Source organism: Dongia sp., from assembly GCF_041905885.1.
Classification (GTDB): Bacteria; Pseudomonadota; Alphaproteobacteria; order Dongiales; family Dongiaceae; genus Dongia.
Window position 1 is genome coordinate 153,332 of record NZ_JAYRKD010000001.1, and the last position, 18,033, is coordinate 171,364.

Below are 18,033 nucleotides of genomic sequence, written 5' to 3' on the forward strand. Positions count from 1 at the left end.
CGGCCTCATCCGGGACAGCGGCCGGCCGGAGCGTCGGAAGGACCATGTTCAAGTACCAGGAGACCACCCGGGCGATCACCGTGACGGTCGAGCCGACCTATCTCGAGGACCAATCCTCGCCGGAAGAATCGCACTACGTCTGGAAGTACCATGTGCGGATCGACAACGGCGGCGAGGAGACCGTGCAGCTCCGCAACCGCTATTGGCGGATCACCGACAGCCTCGGCCGGATCCAGGAAGTGCGCGGCCCCGGTGTGGTCGGCGAGCAGCCGATCCTGCATCCCGGCGAGAGCTTCGAATACACCAGCGGCACGCCGCTGAAGACGCCGTCCGGCATCATGGTCGGCACCTACCAGATGGAAGCCCAGGGCGGCGAGCGGTTCGACATCGCGATTCCCGCCTTCTCACTGGACAGCCCGCATCAGGCGATCCGCCTCAACTGATCCCAGCGGACCCCGGATCCCCAGCGGGTCCCGGATCCAAGGAGCGAACGTGGCACGCAGCAGCAAATCGGCGCGTTCAGTCAAGCCGACGAAACCGAGCCAGACAGATGCCGAGGAGGCGGTCCGGACGCTGATCCGTTGGGCCGGCGACGATCCGGCGCGCGAAGGCCTGTTGGAGACGCCGGCTCGCGTCGCGCGCGCCTACAAGGAATTCTTCCGCGGCTATGGCGTCGATCCCGAGGGCGTGCTGAAGCGCACCTTCGAGGAGACCGACGGCTATGACGAGATGATCGTTCTCAAGGACATGCGCTTCGAGAGCCATTGCGAGCACCACATGGCGGCGATCATCGGCCGTGCCCACATCGCCTATCTGCCCAGCAAGCGCGTGGTCGGGATCAGCAAGCTCGCGCGCCTCCTGGACGTCTACGCAAAGCGTCTGCAAATCCAGGAGAAGCTGACGGCGCAGATCGCCAACACCCTGAACGAGGTGCTGCAGCCGCGCGGCGTCGCCGTGGTGATCGACGCCAGCCACCAATGCATGACCACCCGCGGCGTGCACAAGCCCGGCACCTCGATGGTCACCAGCCGCATGCTCGGCGCCTTCAGGAGCGACGCCTCGACCAGGCGCGAGTTCCTGGCCTTCATCGGCATGCCGCACGGAATCATCGGCAGCAATTCGTAATGCGGGCCGAGGAGATTCTGGCGAAGCTCATCGCCTTCGATTCTGTTTCCTCGCGCTCCAACCTCTCGGTCATCGACTGGATCGCCGACTATCTCTCCGGCCAGGGCATCCAGGCGGAGATCGTCAAGGCGCCGGACGGCCAGCCCAAGGCCAATCTCTGGGCCTCGATCGGTCCCGATCGCGACGGCGGCATCGTGCTCTCGGGCCATACCGACGTGGTGCCGGTCGAGGGTCAACCCTGGTCCAGCGATCCCTTCGTCCTCAGGGACGGCGGTGACCGCTGGTTCGGCCGCGGCACCTCCGACATGAAGGGTTTCATCGCGCTTTGCCTGGCACTGGTGCCGGAGATGAAGCGGCGCGCGTTGAAGACGCCGCTGCATTTCGCCTTCTCCTATGACGAGGAGATCGGCTGCCTCGGCGCGCCCAACCTGATCGCCGAGATCGGCAAGCGATTCAAGAAGCCCCGCATCGCCATCATCGGCGAGCCGACCGAGCTAAAGCTCGGGACCCGGCACAAGGGCTGCTACTCCTTCACCACCACGATCACCGGCAAGGACGGTCATTCCAGCCAGCCGGAGCGCGGGCTTAACGCAATTCTGGCCGCCGCTGAGGTCGCGACCGAATTGGGGCGGATCTACGACCGCCTCCGGCATGACGGCCCCTTCGACAAGAGCTTCGATCCGCCGCACAGCACGATCAACCTCGGCCGCATCAACGGCGGCACCGCGGTCAACATCATTGCGCGGAGCTGCAGCATCGAATGGGATTTCCGCGGCGTGCCCGGCGCCAGGCCTGCGATCGTGCTGGACGCGTTGCGGCGTTTCGTCGACCAGGATCTGCTGCCCCGCCTGAGAGCGGTGGCGCCGGAAGCGAGCATCGTGACGACCGATCGCGTCGCCGTGCCGCCTCTGGTCGAGGAGCATGACGGGGCCGCCGAGACGTTGATGCGCTTGCTCACGGGCCAGAACGACAGCTTCGGCATGTCCTTCGCGACCGAGGCCGGCCAGTTCCAGTCGGCGGGCCTCTCGGCCATCGTCTGCGGCCCCGGCTCGATCCGCGAGGCCCACCAGCCCGACGAATTCATCCTGAAGGAGCAGCTCGCGGCCGGCGCGGCGTTGCTGCGCCGCGTGATCGACTGGGCCGAGCAGAACTGATTACCGCAAAAACCCGCCGAGATAGCGCGGGATCAGCTTTTCCATCTGCGCGTTCACGTCCTTCATGCCGACGTCGAGCAGCCGGAACAGCACCGCTTCGCGCTGGTTGAGCGTCATGTCCTCGCGCACGGTCTGGCTGCGCGAGGCCTGCCCGGTGACCGCGCCGGACTTGCCGCCCGATCGCACCTCGAGATTGACGGTGATCTGCAGGTCGAAGCGGTCGGACTGGTCCTTATGCGTCATGCCGGTGATACCCGTCGAGCGCGGGAGGGGCGTCTGCGTCGCCTTGGCGAGGGTGATGGTGTAGACCGCCACACCCTGCCCACCCACCGCGAGCAGCCGGTCCTCGCCCCATTGCCGGGCGACCGCGGCGGGTGCTTCCGGGAACTGGTTGCCCACATCGTTGGCGGGATCGGGCTGGTAGCCGTCCACGATCTCGACCTTCGCCACGTCGAGCCGGAACGGCTGCAGGTGCTGGAAGGTGATCTCCGGAAATTGCTGCCGGTCCGGCGGCGTCTTGCAGGATGCCAGTCCGAGAACCAGCAGCGCCGGGAGGAGGGCTTTCAGAAGGGGAGGCATCTCGGTCTCGTTTCGATCATGCCGGGTCCGGGGCGGCCTCTTCCAGATCCGCCAAGGTGAAGCGGTATTTGCTGTTGCAGAACTCGCAGGTGACCTCCAGCGCGCCGTCGACTTCAAGTTCCTTCAGCTCGTCGCGCGGCAGCGAGCGCAGCACCGAGCCGACACGCTGGCGCGAGCAGCGGCATTCGGCCCGCAGGCCCTGGCCCTTGAACACCCGCACCCCGTCCTCGTGGAACAGGCGATAGAGCAGGTCGTCGATCGGCAGGCCTTCGTCCAGCAGCTCCTTTGATGTGCAGCTCGCGAGCAGAGTCACGGCGCGGCGCCAGGCATCGTCGTCGATCTCAACCGCGCTGGTCTGCTCCTCGCGCGGCAGGCGCTGCAGCATGATCACGCCGGAATGCCAGCGGCCGCCCTGCTGGACCGCCGCCAGCTTGAAGCCGGCCTTCAGCTGCTCCGACTGCTGGAAATAGTGCTGCACGCATTCGACCAGGTCGGCGCCGGTCAGTTCGACGATGCCCTGGTAGCGGTTGGTGTCCTCGCCCTGGTCGACGGTGAAGGCGAGATAGCCGCCACCGAGCAGGCGGGGGAGGCTGGCATCCGCCGGCAAGGCCGCGACTGCATCGGCGTCGAACTGGGCATAACCGCGCATGGCGCCTTCGGAGGTGACATCCACTACCATCAGACGGACCGCGCCCTCGCTCTTGGTCTGGAGCGTGAACACGCCTTCGTATTTCAGTGCCGAGGCGAGTGCCGCCGCGACGGTCAGCATCTCGGTCAGCAGGCGCGCGACCGGCCCCGGATAGGCGTGCTTATGGACGATCTCATCGACCGCCCGGGACAGGCGGACGGCACGGCCGCGGATGCCCAAGGCCTCGATCTGGAACGGGCGGATAAAGTCGGCGCCCGCTTGCGGCGCAGTTTCGACTCGCATTGCGGTTTATTTAACGTCAGATCACGCCCAAGCACCAGAGCAAGATGCCCTGCTGTGCGTGGAGCCGGTTTTCCGCCTCGTCCCAGACCACCGATTGCGGGCCGTCGATCACCGAAGCGGTCATTTCGTCGCCCCGATGGGCGGGAAGGCAGTGCATGAAGACGGCGCCGGGCGCCGCCAGCTTCATCATCGCGTCGTCCACCTGGAAGCGGCGCAACTGCTCGGTCCGGTCCAGCGTGTCCGCGTCGCCCATCGAGACCCAGGTGTCGGTCACGATGCAATCCGCACCCTTGGCTGCTTCCTGCGGGTTGCTGGAGATTCGGACTTTGCCGCGGCCCTGCTTCTCGGCCCACTGGATCACGTCCTGCGGCGGCGCGAGGTTGCCGGGGCAGGCGATGTTCAGCTCGAAGCCGAACTGCACGGCCGCGTGGATCCAGGAGGTCGCCATGTTGTTGCCGTCGCCTGACCAGGTAACGCGCTTGCCGGCGATCGGCCCGCGATGCTCCTCGAAGGTCATCACGTCGGCCATCAGCTGGCAGGGATGGGTGCGGTCGGTCAGGCCGTTGATCACCGGGACGGTGGCGTTGTCCGCGAGCTCCTTCAGCTTCTGCTCCTTGGTGGTCCGCACCATGATGCAGTCGACATAGCGCGAGAGAACCCGCGCCGTGTCGGCCACGGTTTCGCCGCGCCCCAGTTGGGAGCTTTCGCGCTCCAGCACCACCGCATCGCCACCGAGCTTCTTCATGCCGAGCTCGAAGGAGACGCGGGTACGGGTGGAGGGCTTCTCGAAGATCATCGCCAGGGCCTTGTCGGCCAGCGGCTTGCGGTTGCCGTTCGGGAAGTCGCCGCGCTTCAGCGCCTTGCCGGCTTCGATGATCTTGCGGAGCGTTTCGACCGGCAGGACGTCGAGATCAAGGAAATGCCGAATCTCAGCTTTAGGATCTCCCATTGGCATGATCAGGCCGCCTTCGCCTGGGCGGCGATCTCGGCCAGCAGGTCGATGCCCTGGTCGAGCTCGGCCTCGCTGACGATCAGCGGCGGCAGCAGGCGCACCACATTGTCGGCGGCGGAGACCAGCAGCAGACCCTTGGCGCGCGCCTGGTCGACAATCTCCGCATTGGAGCCGGCGCATTTCAGGCCGCGGATGAGACCGATGCCGCGCACCTCGGTGAACACCTTCGGGAAACGCTTCAGCAGGTCGGCGAGACGCTTGTCGAGATGGCGCCCGAGCTTGGCGACATTGTCCAGAAAGCCCGGCGCCAGCATCACGTCCATGACCGCATTGCCGATCGCCATGGCGAGCGGATTGCCGCCGAAGGTCGAGCCATGGCTGCCATGGCCGAAGGCCGCCGCGACCTTGGCGGTGGCGAGGCAGGCGCCCAAGGGGAAGCCGCCGCCGATCGCCTTGGCGGTGGACATGAGATCGGGCGTGACCCCCGCCCATTCATGGGCGAATAGCTTGCCGGTGCGGCCCATGCCGCATTGCACTTCGTCGAACATCAGCAGCAGGCCGAACTCGTCGCAGACCGTGCGCAGGTCTTTCAGGAACTGCGCGTCGGCGGCGCGCATGCCGCCCTCGCCCTGCACCGGCTCGATCAGGATCGCCGCCGTCTCCGGGGTAATCCGCGCCCGCACCTCGTTCAGGTTGCCGAAGGGCACCTGCTCGAAGCCTTCGACATTCGGCGCATAGCCCTTCAGGTATTTCTCGTTGCCCGCGGCCGAGAGGGTAGCCAAGGTGCGGCCGTGGAAAGCGCCTTCGAAGGCGATGACCTTGTAGCGGTTGGGATCGCCGAAGTCGTCGTGATACTTGCGGATCAGCTTGAAGCCGCATTCCAGCGCCTCGGCGCCGGAATTGCCGAAGAAGACGGCATCGGCGAAGCTCGCATCGGTCAGGCGCTGGGCCAGCTTCTCCTGGCCCGGCACCCGGAACAGGTTCGAGGTATGCCAGAGCTTGGCGCCCTGTTCCTGCAGGGTCTTCACCAGATGCGGGTGGCAATGGCCGAGCGCGGTCACCGCGATGCCGCTGGTGAAGTCGAGATAACGTCGCCCTTCCGCCGTGATCAGATAAGCACCCTCGCCCCGCTCGAAGGCGAGATCGACCCGATTGTAGGTGTTCATCAAGGCGTTCATGGTCGGCGTTCCGGCGCTGATTGCTGGGAAAAGAGCGCCGAATATCGGGGCCGCCATGGGCGATGTAAAGGGCGGAATTGTCCTCCCCGATTGTCCCAGTCTTGAAATAATATCGCTATTTCAATGATTAAGAGGGAACGGTGCCGGCCGCATACATCGGCCCGCCAGAAACTGAGTTTCGGCGCCCGGCTATTTGTCCTTACCAAGGCTTTCGGTCAGAGTGGTTTTAGCCGCCCAAAATCGCGGTCCAGAAGCGCCGGGACAGGGGAAGGCGCCGTCAATCTCACACAGAAGACAGGGAGCAGTCATGAAAATCGCCACGTCACGCCGGTCCGCCTTGCAGTGGACCTTTGCCATCGGCTTTTCGCTGGGCGTTGCCGCGCTCGGCATGAAGCCCGCGGCCGCCGATGCGCTCGAGAACATTACCAAGGCCGGAGTCATCAAGGTCGGCATCTTCGAGGATTTCCCGCCCTTCGCCTCGCTCGGTTCCGAGATGAAGATCGAGGGCTATGACGTCGACATGGCCGAGAAGCTGGCCGCGGCGCTCGGCGTCAAGGCGGAACTGGTCGGCATCACCGGGCAGAACCGCATTCCGCAGCTCTCCGAGGGCAAGGTCGACATCCTGCTCAGCATCGGCTTCAGCGAAGAGCGCGCCCAGGTCGTCGATTTCACCAAGCCCTATGCGCCCTACTACATCGCCGTCATGGGCCCGAAGGAGATCGAGGTCAAAGGCCCGGCCGATCTCGCCGGCAAGACCATCGCCGTCAACCGCGGCACCCTCGAGGACACCGAAGTGACCAAGGTCGCCCCGCCGACCGCCGACATCCAGCGCTTCACCGATTATGCCGGCGTGATCTCCGCCTTCCTCTCCGGCCAGTCCCAGCTGATGGTGGTCGGCAACGATGTCGGCGCCACCATCCTGGCGAAGAACCCGAAAATCGAGCCGGTCGAGAAGTTCCTGCTGCTGACCTCGCCGTCCAACATGGCGGTGAAGAAGGGCGAAGCCGCGCTGCAGGCCAAGGTCGACGAGATCCTGGCCGGCATGAAGAAGGATGGGACCCTGAACGACATGGCGGTGAAGTGGCTGAAGCAGCCGCTGGCCAAGGACTTCTGATCCTATAAAGTCGAGTGGGTTACGAGCTCGATTTCGGGGCGCTGGCCGGCTATTTCGGCCTGTTCCTCCAAGGTGTGGGTGTGACGCTGGGGCTGACGGCGATTGCCGCCAGTCTCGGCCTCGCGCTCAGCATCGGCGGCGCCGCGGCCGCCAGCCGCGGGCGGCGCTGGGCGCGCATTGCGGTCCTCGCCTATGTCGAGGCGATCCGCAACACGCCCTTCATCGTGCAGATGTTCTTCATCTTCTTCGCCCTGCCGGAGCTTGGGCTGAGGCTCTCGGCGATCCAGGCCGCAGTCCTGGCGATGACCGTCAACCTCACCGCCTATTCGATCGAGATCCTGCGCGCCGGGATCGAGGCGGTGGCACCCGGCCAGCGCGAGGCCGGCGCCGCTCTCGGGATCAAGCCGGTCGAGGTCTTCATCTTCGTCGTGCTGCCCCAGGCGCTGGCCAACGTCTATCCAGCCCTGGTCAGCCAGATCGTCATCACCATGCTGGAATCCGCGGTGGTTTCGACGATCGCTGTCATGGACCTCGCCCATGTGGCGGACCTCATCCAGTCGCGCACCTACCGTGCCTTTGAGACCTATTTCGTCGTCCTCGTGGTCTACCTGGTGCTCTCAGTCGCGCTGCGCCGGCTGTTCGCGCTGGCCGGCCGCCGCCTCTTCGCCGGCCGCGCGGGCTAGGGGAGGGCGCCATGGACATGCCGCTCTCCAACATCGTCATCTATCTGCTGACCGGCGCGCGCTGGACCCTGCTGCTCTCCGCCATCGCCTTCATGGGCGGCGGTATCGGCGCGCTGCTGTTGCTGTTGCTGCGCTACGGCAGGCCGCGCATCGGTGCCCGGTTTCTCCACCTCTATGTCGGCCTGTTCCAGGGCACGCCGCTGCTGCTCCAGCTCTTCCTGGTCTTTTTCGGCCTGCCGCTGATCAGGATCGACGTGCCGCCGATCGTGGCCGCGGGCATCGCGCTGACGCTCTATGCCAGCGCCTTCCTCGCCGAGATCTGGCGCGGCTGCGTTGATGCGGTCCCGCGCGGCCAGTGGGATGCCGGCGGCGCGCTCGGCCTCAACTTCATCATGCAGATGTGGGATGTGATCCTGCCCCAGGCTTTGCGCATTGCGGTGCCGCCGACGGTCGGCTTCCTCACCCAGCTGGTGAAGGCAACGGCCTTGGCCTCGATCGTCGGCATCACCGAGCTCACCAAGTCCGGCCAGAACGTCAGCAACGCCACATTCCAGCCGCTCGTCGCATACGGGATCGCGGCGCTGATCTATTTTGCGATGTGCTACCCGCTCACCCTTTGCGCCCGCCTGCTCGAGCGCAAGCTCAGCCAATCCCGCTAGGAACGCCTCGCATGGAATCAGAATCCAACAAGACCATGATCGAGCTCATCAAGGTCAGCAAATGGTACAACCAGTTCCAGGCCTTGAAGGAAGTCTCGCTGACCGTGAAGAAGGGCGAGCGCGTGGTGATCTGCGGACCGTCGGGCTCAGGCAAATCCACCCTGATCCGCTGCATCAACCACCTGGAGCCGCACCAATCCGGGCAGATCCTGGTCGAGGGCGTCGAGCTCACCGACGCCTCCAAGAACATCGAGCAGATCCGCCGCGAAGTCGGCATGGTCTTCCAACAGTTCAACCTCTTCCCGCATCTGACCGTGCTGCAGAATCTGACCCTGGCCCCAAGAAGAGTCCGCAAGGTCTCGAAGCAGAAGGCCGAAGAGCTGGCGATGGAGTATTTATCGCGCGTGCATATCGCCGAGCAGGCCCACAAATATCCGAGCCGGCTCTCGGGCGGTCAGCAGCAGCGCGTCGCCATCGCCCGCGCGCTCTGCATGGAGCCTCAGGTGATGCTGTTCGACGAACCGACTTCGGCTCTGGATCCGGAGATGATCAACGAAGTGCTCGACGTCATGATCGAGCTCGCCGAAGCGCATATGACCATGATCTGCGTCACCCACGAGATGGGCTTCGCCCGCCGCGTCGCCGACCGGGTGATCTTCATGGATAAGGGCCAGATCGTCGAAGAGGCCCCGCCCGCGCAATTCTTCGACAACCCCGGCAACGAGCGCACCAAGGCGTTCCTGGGCCAGGTGCAGAAGCACTAGATCTATTCAGCCGGCAGCAGCTCCCGCGCCGGTTTCGCCGCCTTGCCGCGCTTCGCCTGCGTCGCGTCCGCCGGCCGATGTGCCCGGTAAAGTTCTTTCAAGAACGCCTCGAGGATCTGCGGCTTCTGCTCGGTCTTCCGGATGGTGAGGTAGATCGGGTTCTGGTAGCCGAGCTTCTTCTCGACCAGCGGCCGCATCCGGTCCGTCTCAATCCATTGCGCGGCGAAATGGTCCGGCAGGAAACCGATATAGCGGCCGGAGAGGATGAACAGCGCGACGCTCTCCATCAGGTCGGCGATCGCCGTCGAGGTGAGGCGCACGCCCGACGGGAAACGGTTGGGCGCGGCATAGGCGCGGCGCGCGAACTGCTGGTCCTTTAGGTCGGCGACGGTCACCGCGGCATGGCGCTCGAACAGCGGGTGGCCGCGGCCGCAATAGAGCACCTGCCGCTCCTCGAACAGGTCCTCGTAGTCGAGATAGGGTGAATGCTGGCCGCAGGCACCGAGGCCGAGGTCGAAGCGCCCTTCCAGCACCGCGCGCTCGAGCTCGGTCGGCGCCGCGATCTGCAGCGAGATCTGCACTTCGGGGGCGGAAGCGTTGAACGCGGCGATCGCCTCATGCAGCCGGCAATTCGGGTTGTTGGCGAGGTTGTCCACGATCCCGACCGTCAGCTTGCCGAGCAGGCAATTCCGCGCCGCACCCGCCTCGGAGCGAAACGCGTCGATGGCGGCGAACAGCCGCTGGCTCGCCTCGTAGATCAGCGTGCCCTTCTCGGTGAGCTTGAAGCCCGAGCGGCCGCGCTCGCAGAGCCGCACCCTGAGGCGCTGCTCCAGCGCCGTCATGTGCGTGCTGATCGTGGACTGGCTGACGTTGAGCTCGATCTGCGCCGCCGAGAACCCGCCGGCCTCGACCACTTTCGCGAAGACCCGCAGCAGCCGGATATCGCCTTCGCTCAGGTTGGCCAGCATGGAATATCCTCTCGTATCGGCAGGCGTCGAACTGAACGTCGAATATTCTGGATAGTATCGGGACCCCTCGCAAGGCGGTATCTGGGGCCTAATCCTCGCGGAGAACCCGGATCATGGCGACCTGTGGCGAATGGCTGGTCAAGCTGCTCGAAGCCAATGGCGTCGAGCTGGTTTTCGGCATTCCCGGCGTCCACACCGTCGAGCTCTATCGCGGGCTCCCCGCCACGCGGATCCGGCACGTGACCCCGCGCCACGAGCAGGGCGCCGGTTTCATGGCCGACGGCTATGCCAGGGTCAGCGGCAAGCCCGGCGTCTGCTTCATCGTGACCGGCCCGGGGATGACCAACATCCTGACCGCGATGGGCCAGGCCTATGGTGATTCCGTGCCGATGCTGGTGATCTCCGCCGTCAACCCAACCGCGCATCTCGGCATGGGCGATGGCCGGCTGCACGAACTGCCGTCGCAGCGGGGCCTGGTGGCGGGCGTCACGGCCTTCAGCCACACGCTGCTGGACCCGGCGCAACTGCCCGAAGTCCTGGCCCGCGCCTTCGCGCTCTTCGCCGCCGCGCGACCGCGCCCGGTCCATATCGAGATCCCGATCGACGTTATCGCGCGCGAGGTTGACCCGCGCGTGATGCTCCGTGCGCAGCCCAGGCGCCCGGCACCGACGCCGGCGGATGTCTCGGCGGCGGCCTCGTTGCTGAAGGCGGCGAAGCAGCCGCTGCTGGTCCTCGGCGGTGGCGCCGCGGATGCCGCCGCCGCGGCGCGGATCCTGGTCGAAGGCCTGGACGTACCGGTCGTCAACACGGTCAACGCCAAGGGCATCCTGCCGCCGGGCCACCCGTTGCATGCCGGCGAGAACATCGCCTTCCCGCCGGTGCATCGCGCCATCGCCGAAGCCGACGTCGTGCTCGCGGTCGGCACCGAGTTCGGCGAGACCGAGATGTACCCGGACCCGAAGCCGGTCGTGATCGGCGGCAAGCTTATCCGCGTCGACATCGATCCCGAGCAGGTGGCGCGCGGTCCGATCGCCGACCTGCCGATCGTCGCGGATTCCAACGCCGCGCTCTCGGCGATCAACGCAGCCCTCGGCTTCGCCGCGTCGTCCACGCGCACCAGTTCACTCGGTGCCAAGCGCGCCGCCTCGATCCGCGAGGCCACCGCGCAGTGCTGGTGGCCGGCCGTCACCTTGCACCGGCGCATCGCGAACCTGGTGCTCGAAGCCTTGCCGGGCGCGATCCTGGCCGGCGATTCCACTGAGCCGGTCTATGCACTGAACCAGTGTTTCGAGGCGCCGCAGCCGCGCTCCTATTTCAACTCCAGCACAGGCTACGGCACGCTGGGCTACGGCCTCCCGGCCGGGATCGGCGCCAAGCTCGCGGCGCCCGACCGTCCGGTCGTGGTGCTGATCGGCGACGGCGGGTTGCAGTTCACAATCGCCGAGCTCGCCTCGGCCGTCGAAGCGGAAGTGCCGCTGATCGTGCTGCTTTGGAACAACCACGGCTACGCCGAGATCAAGAACTACATGCTTGAGCGCAAGATCGCGACCATCGGGGTCGACATCTTCACCCCGGATTTCCAGACCCTTGCCAAGGGCTTCGGCTGCATCGCCGTTCGCCCTGGTAATGACGCGGGCTTGGCCGAGGCCTTGTGCGCGGCCGCGTCGGCGCGCCGCCCGACTGTCATCGAGCTCCGCGCCGACGAGTTCCGCTAGGGCTTCAGCTTGTAGCCGGAGCGGAACCAGCTATAGGCCCAGGCGCCCAGCACCAGGTTGACGCCGGCCACCACCAGCACATGGACCATCGGGTCGCCGGCCTCGGTGCCGTTCATGCCGTAGCGAAACCCCGCGATCGCATGATAGAGCGGGTTGAGCTCCATCACCGCCTGGAACGCGCTGGGCAGGGCCTCGATCGGATAGAACATGCCGGAGAGGAAGGAGAGCGGCAGCAGCAGGAAGCTCTGGATCGCCGCGAACTGGTCCCATTTCTCGGCCCAGACCCCCACCAGCAACCCGACCAGCGAATGTAGGATCATGCCGAGAAAGCCGAAGGTGATGATCGCCCAGGGATGGGCGGCGCCGAGGTCGGCAAACAGCAGGGACGTGACCGCGACCGCAGCCCCGACGGCGATCCCGCCCATGCAGTTGGCGCTCACATAGCCGATGAGACGCTCGAGCGGAGTCAGCGGCGCCATCAGGATGTCGCCCATGATCCGCTCATGCTTGTCGAAGATGAAGCTGCCGGCCGCCGCCTCATAGGCCTTCTCGCAGGCCGAGTAGATGATGATGCCGGGGGCGATAAAATCGATCAGCAACTGCCCCGTTTCGTCATTGTGCAAAGCGAGCCGGAAAACCGCGAGATAGAGCAGGGCGGTCACCGCCGGCCCGAGCAGCTGGTAATTGTAATCCGAGAGGCCTCGGCTCGCCTCGCGCTTCACCAGGGTGGCGAGACCCAAGCCGTTGACGGCGCCGAAGCGCCGGATGGCGAGCCCTGCGGTGGCCATCAAGCCTTCAGCCGGTAGCCGCGCTTGAGCCAGCGATGCACCGCCACCAGCAGCACCGCGTCGATGCCGAGCATCACGATCACCCCGGTCCAGACCGGCGCATCGGCATGGCCGATGAAGCCGTAGCGGAAGCCGTCGATCATGTAGAAGAACGGGTTCAGGTGCGCGATGGTCTGCCAGAGCTCCGGCAGGCGCGTGGTCGAGTAGAAGGTGCCGGAAAGGAAGGAGAGCGGCGTCACGATGAAGTTGGTGATCGCCGCCAGGTGATCGAATTTCTCCGCCCAGATCCCGGTCAGCATCCCGAGCAGCGCCATCAGCAGGCTGGCCGCGACCGCGTGGAAGATCACGAAGCTCGGATGGGCGATGTCGATCGGCACGAAGATCATCATGGCGATGCCGGTGGTGAGGCCCACCACCAGGCCACGCGTGACGCCACCGCCCGCGATCCCGATGGTCATCTCCAGCGCGTTCAAGGGCGGCATCAGCAAATCGACGATGTTGCCCTGCACCTTGGCGATCATCAGCGAGGAGGAGGTGTTGGCAAACGCATTCTGGGCAATGGTCATCATGATCAGACCCGGCACCAGGAAATCGACATAGGGCTCGCCGCCGATCTGATCGACCCGGTGCCCCAGCGCCAGCACGAAGACCGCGAGGAACAGGAGCCCGGTCACCAGCGGCGCCAGCACGGTCTGGGTGGCGACCGTCCAGAAGCGGCGCACCTCCTTGCCGTAAAGGGTGCCAAGGCCGATCCAGTTGACGGCGCCGTAGCGACGGGAGGAGAGGGGGAGCATGGGCGATCGGGCGAGTTCTGTTGCGGAGCGCGAAGTTACTCGCCGGACCCGCCCCTGGCAACAACCCCCTCGCCCAGGCCGTTTAGGCCAGGATCAGCAATTCCTCGAAATGCTTCATGTCGCGGAACTTGCAGAAGGCCGGCTCGCGGAGCTGGATTTCCCGGGCTTCGCGCTGCAGCAAGTCGAGACCATCATCCAGCGCCGCCTGCCATTGCGCCGCCGCCGCATCAGGGATGCCGCGGATCACATAGGCGAAGGTGATGTGGAAGCTGTAGGTCTCGTGGTCCGGATGCCGATAGCCGAAGATTCGCGCCAGCTTGTCGCGCCAGGCCTGCATCGCCTGCCGGTCTTCCTCGGTGACGCCCTCGACCGTGATTCCGGCCGGCGTCACCGCGGTTGCCCGGACCGAGAAGGGGCCGCAGCCGTCAAATCCGTCCAGCCGGCTGATCATCCGCCGGGTCATGTCGTCGATGCCGAGATGGAGCGGGATGTCGGCCGGCCAATAGGGATGCTTGCGCCGCGTGTCGGTGACGCCCTGGAACAAGGTCATATGCAGGCTGGCGGCCGGGGTGAAGGCAAGGCAGTCGGCGCCGGGCAGCCGCGTGAGCCGCTCGCGCAGCTGCAGAATCGCGGCCTCCGAGGCCGAGCGCCGCTCCAGATGGCAGGCGATGGTATTGCCCGCCTCGGGCAGGAAGTTGCCGGCGGCGTCGTAGCGGATGCCGAGCCGCGGCGGGGGCAGGTCCAGGCGGCTCGCGAGGAAGGGCGCGAGGGACGGACTGATCGTGTCGAGCATGGAACCTCCAGGCGGGAAAGCCTGTGAGACTAGCCCGCCCGGATGTCAGTCATGTGAAGGCGCGTGACTTTATTCCGTGCCCCGCTATTCCGTGCTCTGCATCTGCTGCGCCCGCAGGTTCTGGGCGTAGACGTTGATGATGAGGGCGGTCAGCAGGATCAGGCCGCGGATCAGGATCTTCAGGAAGGAGTCGATCTGGATATGGTCGAGGCCGTTGTTGAGCACACCCAGCACGCAAAGGCCGATGATGGTGTTGCCGATGCCGCCGCGCCCGCCGAACAGCGAGGTGCCGCCGACCACCACCGCCGAGATCGCGTCCAGCAGGAAGCCGTTGAACTCGTCCTGTTGTGCACTGCCGAAATAGGCGACGCCCAGCATGCCCGAGGTGCCGGCGCAGAAGGCCGAGATCACCATGACGGCACCCAGGATCAGCTTCACGTTGACGCCGGAGAATTCCGCCGCCTCGCGGTTGCCGCCGACCATGTAGACGTAGCGCCCGAACCGCGTATAGGTCAGCACCAGGTGCCCGACCGCCAGGAACAGCGCCAGCACGATCACGATCCAGGGCACGCCGCCGATCGATTCAGTGCCGAGATAGGAGACCTGCGCCGGCACCGCATAGAGGATCTGGCCGCGCACCAGCAGGGCGCAGATGCCGGCGGCGATCTGCATCATGGCCAAGGTCATGATGAAGGAGGGGATGCCGATCTTGGTCATGCCGATCGCGTTGATGAAGCCCAGGATCAGGCAGCCGATCAGCGCCAGCACGATCGCCATCCCGCCCGAGAGCGGCACGTTGGCGACGTTCACATAGGATTCCTGGGCGGTGAAATAGGCGACCGCGATACCGGTGGCGTTGGCCACCGCGGCGAAGGAGAGGTCGATCTCGGCGCAGAGGATCACGAAGGTCAGCCCGACCGCCATGATTCCGGCAATCGAGATGTTGGTCAGGATGTTGCCGAGGTTGTCGATCGTGAAGAAGGACGGGCTGGCGAAGCTGAAGAACACGACCAGTGCGATCAGCGTCACGAAGGGCGCGATGTTGCGCATCTGCGCGCGCAGGAAATTCTTGAGTTTGAGGCTGCTGCTCGATGCGGTAGTGGCGTTCATCTTCTGGCTTTCCCCTAGGCGGCCTCGAGCAGCCGGTCCTTGCTGATGGTTTGGCTGGCGAATTCCTTGACGATCCGCCCCTTCTTCATGACGACGATGCGGTCGGCCAGCGACAGCACGGTCTCCGGCTCGGCCGAGACCACCACCACCGCCATGCCCTGGTCGCGCAGGCCGCGGACGATCTTTACCACGTCGTCCTTGGCGCCGACATCCATGCCGCGCGTCGGTTCGCTCAGGACCAGGACCTTGGTCGGATAGGCGAGCCATTTGGCCAGCGCCACCTTCTGCTGGTTGCCGCCGGACAGCCCGCCCAGCAGCGTTTTCACATTGGGCGGCCGGATGTTGAGCGCCTTGGCCTGTTTGTCGGCGATGCTGCGCTCGACCGCGGGCTTCAGCCAGAGCCGCGAGATCCGCCCCAGTGAGCTGATCGAGACGTTCTTGTAGACCGGCTCGTGATAGAACAGCATCGAGCGCCGGCTCTCCGGCACGAAGGCGATCCCGGCCTTGCGGGCCTGCGCCGTGTTCTTGAAGCGGGTCGGCTTGCCCTCGATCGTGAGGCCGCCGGATTCCGGCTTCAGCTTGCCGAACAGCGCGCGCGCCAGCTCCAATTGGCCACAACCCATGAAGCCGTAGATCCCCAGCACCTCGCCGGCCCGGACCTCGAGCGAGACGTCGGAGAAGGCGCGGCCGGAACCGAGGCCCTTGGTGGCGAGCACCACCGGCGCCTGCGGCTTGCTGTCGAGCGCAATCTCGCCGGTATAGGTCTCTTCCAGGCCCTCATGGCCACGGCCGATCATCTGCTCGATGACCCAGCTCTTGTTGATCTTCGGCACCGGCTCGGTCGCGACCCGGCGGCCGTTGCGGAAGATGGTGACGGTGTCGGAGATCTCCAGGATGTCGTCCAGGAAATGCGAGATGAAGACGATCGAGCGGCCGCTGGCCTTGACGCCCTGCAGCACCTCGAACAGACGCCGCACTTCCGGCGGCGAGAGGGCGGAGGTCGGCTCGTCGAGAATGATGATCCGGGCGCCGGAATAGAGCACGCGGGCGAGCTCGATCAGCTGTTGCAAGCCGATCGGCAGCGAGCCCATGGTCGCGCGCGGATCGACGTTGAGCCCCAGCATCTCCAGCTGGCGTTTCGCACCTTCCCGCATCGCCTTCCAGTCGACGACGCCGTTCTTGGTCGGTTGCTTGCCGAGATAGACATTCTCCGCGACCGTGAGGTCGGGGACGATGGAAAGCTCCTGGTGCACCATGCCGATCCCGGCATGCAGCGCATCGCGCGCCGAATGGAAATGCACCTGCTGGCCGTCGAGCAGCATCTTGCCGGTATAGCCGGTGTGCACGCCGGCGATGATCTTCATCATCGTGGACTTGCCGGCGCCGTTCTCGCCGACCAGGCCATGGACCTCGCCCTCGCGCAGCTCGAAATCGACCTCGCGCAAGGCGGCGACGCCGCCGAAGGATTTGGAGATTCCCTCCATCCGCAGGCGGGGCACCGCGGTTGATTCGGAAGTCGAATTTTCGGACTCAGCCTGCATATTCACTCGCCACCCGGACATGAAAGCGGCCGGGAGCGTCCTCGCTGGACGCTCCCGGCCCCCTAAGGGTCCTTATCCGCAGTCAGTTTAGATCAGGAAGTGATCCTGCATCCACTGCATGCCGGCCGCGTTGTCCTTGGTGACAACCGGGCCGTCGGTGACGATGTTCTTCGGGATGCCGTTGCCGGTCTTCTCGCCGTTGACCGCCGCCACGCCGGCGACGATCGCGCCGCCATGGATCCGGCAGGACGGGTTGCGCACCGTCGCATGCATCCGGCCGTCGGCGACCGCCGCCAGGGCCGGCGGCATCGCGTCGGTACCGCCGATCTTGATCTCGGTGCGGCCCTTGGCCTTCATGACGTTGTAGGCGGCGAGCGCCATGTCGTCATTGTGGAAGTAGGCCGCATCGATCTGCGGATACTTGGTGAGATAGGTCTCCCAGAGACGGGCAGCCTTGGTCACGTCCCAGTCGGCCGGCTGGTCGTCCAGCACTTCGACGCCCGGGTATTGTGCGACGACCTGCTTGAAGCCCGCGGCACGGCCCTGCGCGCCGGTATGGCCGAGCGCACCCTGGGTCATGATCACCTTGCCCTTGCCGCCGATCGCCGACATCAGCGACTGCGTCACCGCAGCGCCCATGAAGACATTGTCCGGCGCGAGCAGGGCATGCACGTCGATCGTGTCGAGCGGCGCGATCAGCGTGTCCATGTCGATCACCGGGATGCCGGCGTCGATCATCTTCTTCACCGGCTGCGTCAAGGTGCCGATGCCGAAGGCCTGGATCGCGACGAAGTCCCACTTCTGCGAGGCCATGTTGTCGATTGCGGCGCGCTGCTTCACGGCGTCGAGCTGGCCGTCGAACCAGGTCACTTCCACGTTGTAGAGCTTGCCCCAATATTCCGCGGCCTGCTTGCCCTGGGCGCACCAGGTTGCCTGCAGACCGGCGTTGGAGAACGCAGCCTTCAGCGGCTTCTCGGAACGCCCAGCCGCGACCGCTTGTGCCGCCGCTTCTTTGATTCCGAGGCCGCCGACGAGAGCCGCGGCGCCTCCCAACGACGCGCCCGCCAGGAAGCCACGCCGATTGGTCTTCGGTAGATCCGTCATTATTTCCTCCCAAGGAAACTTGCTTATGACTGCAAGACCTGGAAAGTATGGCAGGCGTTTTGTCCTGCCACAAGACCGGAC

The 18,033-nt window shown here is 65.6% G+C and carries 19 protein-coding genes; 8 read left to right on the forward strand and 11 right to left on the reverse strand.

Going from position 1 to position 18,033, the window contains the following annotated elements; all coding sequences use genetic code 11:
- Window positions 1–44: 44 nt before the first annotated feature.
- From apaG to argE, 3 genes are read left to right on the forward strand one after another with little or no spacing between them, the layout of a single operon-like run.
- Entirely contained in the window at window positions 45–443 is a 399-nt protein-coding gene (gene apaG / locus ACH2CY_RS00710; RefSeq protein WP_395014807.1) for a Co2+/Mg2+ efflux protein ApaG, read from the forward strand.
- A 49-nt stretch (window positions 444–492) separates the two neighbouring features.
- Window positions 493–1,125, forward strand: coding sequence for a GTP cyclohydrolase I FolE (folE, locus tag ACH2CY_RS00715; RefSeq protein WP_395014810.1), 633 nt, complete (start codon window positions 493–495; stop codon window positions 1,123–1,125).
- Window positions 1,125–2,279, forward strand: a complete 1,155-nt coding sequence (gene argE / locus ACH2CY_RS00720; RefSeq protein WP_395014813.1) for an acetylornithine deacetylase — start codon at window positions 1,125–1,127, stop codon at window positions 2,277–2,279. Before folE ends, argE begins: the two co-directional genes overlap by 1 nt.
- Here the strand turns inward: argE and ACH2CY_RS00725 are convergent, their stop codons facing one another.
- The 4 genes from ACH2CY_RS00725 to ACH2CY_RS00740 are packed head-to-tail and all read right to left on the reverse strand — an operon-like array spanning window position 2,280 to window position 5,919.
- Window positions 2,280–2,858 carry a hypothetical protein gene (locus tag ACH2CY_RS00725; protein ID WP_395014815.1) on the reverse strand — a complete coding sequence of 193 codons (579 nt, stop codon included), beginning with the start codon at window positions 2,856–2,858 and terminating at the stop codon, window positions 2,280–2,282.
- 16 nt (window positions 2,859–2,874) lie between these two features.
- On the reverse strand, window positions 2,875–3,789 hold the full coding sequence (locus ACH2CY_RS00730; RefSeq protein WP_395014818.1) for an Hsp33 family molecular chaperone HslO: 915 nt from the start codon (window positions 3,787–3,789) through the stop codon (window positions 2,875–2,877).
- 16 nt (window positions 3,790–3,805) lie between these two features.
- Window positions 3,806–4,744 (reverse strand): ornithine carbamoyltransferase, encoded by a 939-nt coding sequence (gene argF, locus ACH2CY_RS00735; protein ID WP_395014819.1) that lies wholly within the window; start codon window positions 4,742–4,744, stop codon window positions 3,806–3,808.
- A 2-nt stretch (window positions 4,745–4,746) separates the two neighbouring features.
- The gene (locus tag ACH2CY_RS00740) at window positions 4,747–5,919 is read right to left on the reverse strand and encodes an aspartate aminotransferase family protein (protein ID WP_395014822.1); all 1,173 of its coding nucleotides are present in this window, start codon (window positions 5,917–5,919) and stop codon (window positions 4,747–4,749) included.
- A 307-nt stretch (window positions 5,920–6,226) separates the two neighbouring features.
- Between ACH2CY_RS00740 and ACH2CY_RS00745 the strand changes: the two genes are divergently transcribed.
- From ACH2CY_RS00745 to ACH2CY_RS00760, 4 genes are read left to right on the forward strand one after another with little or no spacing between them, the layout of a single operon-like run.
- Window positions 6,227–7,033 (forward strand): transporter substrate-binding domain-containing protein, encoded by an 807-nt coding sequence (locus tag ACH2CY_RS00745; protein WP_395014825.1) that lies wholly within the window; start codon window positions 6,227–6,229, stop codon window positions 7,031–7,033.
- 14 nt (window positions 7,034–7,047) lie between these two features.
- Entirely contained in the window at window positions 7,048–7,716 is a 669-nt protein-coding gene (locus ACH2CY_RS00750) for an amino acid ABC transporter permease (protein WP_395014828.1), read from the forward strand.
- Between the two features lie 11 nt (window positions 7,717–7,727).
- Window positions 7,728–8,375 (forward strand): amino acid ABC transporter permease, encoded by a 648-nt coding sequence (locus tag ACH2CY_RS00755; RefSeq protein WP_395014831.1) that lies wholly within the window; start codon window positions 7,728–7,730, stop codon window positions 8,373–8,375.
- A gap of 11 nt (window positions 8,376–8,386) precedes the next feature.
- A complete protein-coding gene (locus ACH2CY_RS00760; protein WP_395014834.1) occupies window positions 8,387–9,139 on the forward strand; it encodes an amino acid ABC transporter ATP-binding protein in 753 nt (250 codons plus the stop codon).
- 2 nt (window positions 9,140–9,141) lie between these two features.
- On the opposite strand, the gene ACH2CY_RS00765 is transcribed toward ACH2CY_RS00760, so the two are convergent.
- Window positions 9,142–10,107, reverse strand: a complete 966-nt coding sequence (locus ACH2CY_RS00765; protein WP_395014836.1) for a LysR family transcriptional regulator — start codon at window positions 10,105–10,107, stop codon at window positions 9,142–9,144.
- Window positions 10,108–10,220: 113 nt separating this feature from the next.
- On the opposite strand from ACH2CY_RS00765, the gene ACH2CY_RS00770 reads away from it, so the two are divergent.
- The gene (locus ACH2CY_RS00770) at window positions 10,221–11,822 is read left to right on the forward strand and encodes a 5-guanidino-2-oxopentanoate decarboxylase (protein WP_395014838.1); all 1,602 of its coding nucleotides are present in this window, start codon (window positions 10,221–10,223) and stop codon (window positions 11,820–11,822) included.
- Here the strand turns inward: ACH2CY_RS00770 and ACH2CY_RS00775 are convergent.
- From ACH2CY_RS00775 to ACH2CY_RS00800, 6 genes are all read right to left on the reverse strand, one after another.
- On the reverse strand, window positions 11,819–12,610 hold the full coding sequence (locus ACH2CY_RS00775; protein WP_395014841.1) for an ABC transporter permease: 792 nt from the start codon (window positions 12,608–12,610) through the stop codon (window positions 11,819–11,821). The two genes, ACH2CY_RS00770 and ACH2CY_RS00775, sit on opposite strands and share 4 nt — an antisense overlap.
- The gene (locus tag ACH2CY_RS00780; protein ID WP_395014843.1) at window positions 12,610–13,404 is read right to left on the reverse strand and encodes an ABC transporter permease; all 795 of its coding nucleotides are present in this window, start codon (window positions 13,402–13,404) and stop codon (window positions 12,610–12,612) included. Before ACH2CY_RS00780 ends, ACH2CY_RS00775 begins: the two co-directional genes overlap by 1 nt.
- 82 nt (window positions 13,405–13,486) lie before the next feature.
- Window positions 13,487–14,197, reverse strand: coding sequence for a DUF1868 domain-containing protein (locus tag ACH2CY_RS00785; RefSeq protein ID WP_395014845.1), 711 nt, complete (start codon window positions 14,195–14,197; stop codon window positions 13,487–13,489).
- A gap of 84 nt (window positions 14,198–14,281) precedes the next feature.
- Entirely contained in the window at window positions 14,282–15,307 is a 1,026-nt protein-coding gene (locus tag ACH2CY_RS00790; protein WP_395014848.1) for an ABC transporter permease, read from the reverse strand.
- Between the two features lie 14 nt (window positions 15,308–15,321).
- Window positions 15,322–16,806, reverse strand: a complete 1,485-nt coding sequence (locus ACH2CY_RS00795) for a sugar ABC transporter ATP-binding protein (protein ID WP_395014851.1) — start codon at window positions 16,804–16,806, stop codon at window positions 15,322–15,324.
- 129 nt (window positions 16,807–16,935) lie between these two features.
- Window positions 16,936–17,952 carry a sugar ABC transporter substrate-binding protein gene (locus tag ACH2CY_RS00800; RefSeq protein ID WP_395014854.1) on the reverse strand — a complete coding sequence of 339 codons (1,017 nt, stop codon included), beginning with the start codon at window positions 17,950–17,952 and terminating at the stop codon, window positions 16,936–16,938.
- Window positions 17,953–18,033: the final 81 nt, after the last annotated feature.